General features: G+C 73.4%; 1 protein-coding gene. It reads left to right on the top strand.

The window, feature by feature from the left end:
• Positions 1-214: 214 nt before the first annotated feature.
• Positions 215-2,356: MMPL family transporter (locus tag ACWGIU_RS35810; RefSeq protein ID WP_453712265.1), on the top strand; the 2,142-nt coding region annotated here is incomplete at its 3' end.

The following is a 2,356-nucleotide window of genomic DNA, read 5'->3' as shown; positions in this document are numbered from 1 at the left end:
CAGCGGCCTGGGGCTGGCCATCGCCCACCGCCTGACCGGCCGTCTCGGCGCCGGCATCCGCGTCGAGGGGCACGGTCCGGAAGGCGGCGCCTGCTTCACCGTCACCCTCCCGTCGGCGCCCGCCCCCACCTGAGCCCGGTGCGCCGGGGGCTCCCGTACATTCCCCGAACAAAGCGCCAACGGCCCCCTTACACACACCGCGCACAGTGGCCCCATGAACACTGAATCGGCCCGGCGGCCAGGTCTCCTCCACCGGAGCGGGCGCTGGTGCGCCCGGCATGCCTGGCGGGTCGTCGCCCTGTGGGTCCTGGCGCTGGTGGGCCTCGGGCTCGCCGACCACGCCTGGGGCGGCACCTACGCGGACAGCTTCTCCCTCCCCGGTACCGGCACCCAGACCGGCGCCGACCTGCTGACGGCCCACACCCCCGGGGCCGGCGGCACGGCCTCCGCCATCGTGATCACGACCGACGAGGGCGCGGTCACCGCTCACCGGGCGGCGATCGACACGGCCGTCGCCAACCTGAGCGGGCTCCCGGACGTCCTGTCGGTGGCCGACCCGCTCACCACCCCCGGAGCCGTCTCCGCGGACGGCGGGACCGCCCAGGTGACCGTCCGCTTCGACGGCAACCCGGCGAGCTTCGACCCCTCCTACCTCGCCGGGGTGGACACCGCCGTCGAGCCGCTACGCGCCGACGACGTCACCGTCGAGTACGGGGCCCCGCTCGGCCAGCTGGCCACTCCCAAGTCCGCCGACCGCGCCTCGGAGGCGATCGGGCTGGCCGTCGCCGTGCTGGTGCTGCTGATCGGCTTCGGCAGCGTCGCCGCCACCGGGCTGCCCCTGGTGACGGCCGTGACCGGCCTGTCCGTGAGCCTGGCCGGCCTCGGACTGCTCGCCGGGCACGTCAGCTTCGCCCAGGCCGCTCCCACCCTGGCCGCGATGATGGGCCTCGGCGTCGGCATCGACTACGCCCTCTTCCTCGCCACCCGCTACCGGGCCCTGCTGCACGCCGGAGCCGAACCCGTCGAGGCGGTCGGCCGTACGGTCGCCACCAGCGGCCGGGCCGTGCTGGTGGCCGCCGCCACGGTGGCCATGGCCCTGGGCGGGTTGTGCGCCTCCGGCGTGGGCTTCATCGGCGCGCTCGGTGTCGCCGCCGGGCTCGGTGTCCTCGTGGCCGGCGCCGCGTCGGTGACGCTGACCCCCGCCCTGCTGGGTCTGCTCGGCCGCCGGATCGACCGCTTCCACGTCCGCCGGCCGGTCGCCGAGCCCGCCGGCGAGGCGGACGTCTGGCACCGCTGGGCCGTCAGGGTGAGCCGCCGCCCGTGGCTCTTCCTGGTCAGCGGCCTGCTCGTACTCGGCGTACTCGCCGTCCCCCTCGCGTCCATGCGGCTCGGCCACGTCGATGCCGGCGCCCAGTCGACCAGCAGGACCGACCGCCGCGCCTACGATCTGATCACCGCGGGCTTCGGCCCCGGTGCCAACGGCCCGCTCACCGTCGTGACGCACCTCGACAGCCGCCACGTCGAGAGCGAGAGCCTGCGCCAGGGTCTCGCGGCCTCGCTCCAGCACGAACTGGCCGCCGTACCGGGCGTCGCCTCCGTCACTCCCCCGGCGCCCAGCCCCGACCGCGCCCTGCTCATCACCACGGTCGTTCCCACCACCGGCCCGCAGGACGCGGCCACCGCGGACCTGATCCACACCTTGCAGGACGAGACGGTGCCCCGGACGCTGTCGGGCACCGGAGCCACCGGCTACCTCACCGGCTCGACCGCCGCCGCCCAGACCTTCACCGACACCCTCACCGCGAAACTGCCCCTGATCATCGCCGTGGTCGTCGCCGCCGCCTTCCTGCTGCTGCTCACCGTCTTCCGCAGCCTGCTGGTGGCGCTCAAGGCCGCCGTGCTCAATCTCTTGTCCATCGCCGCCGCCTACGGCGTGGTCGTCGCGGTCTTCTCATGGGGCTGGGGCGGCACGCTGTTCGGCGTCAGCGAGAAGGTGCCCGTCGAGTCCTACGTACCGATGATGATGTTCGCGATCGTCTTCGGGCTCTCCATGGACTACGAGGTGTTCCTGCTCTCCCGGATCCGCGAGACCTGGCTGCAGCACGGGGACAACCACCTGGCCGTCGCCACCGGCATCGCCGCCACCGCCCGCGTCATCACCTGCGCGGCCCTGATCATGACCAGCGTGTTCCTGGCTTTTCTGCTCTCCACGAACGTCGCCGTCAAGATGCTCGCGCTGGGCCTCGGCGTCAGCGTCATCATCGACGCCACCGTGGTCCGCCTGCTCCTGGTACCCACGTCCATGTACCTCTTCGGGCGCGCCAACTGGTGGCTCCCGGACTGGCTGGACCGGTTC

The organism is Streptomyces sp. NPDC054840, from assembly GCF_053611065.1.
This window is presented reverse-complemented; position numbering and strand designations above follow the sequence as displayed.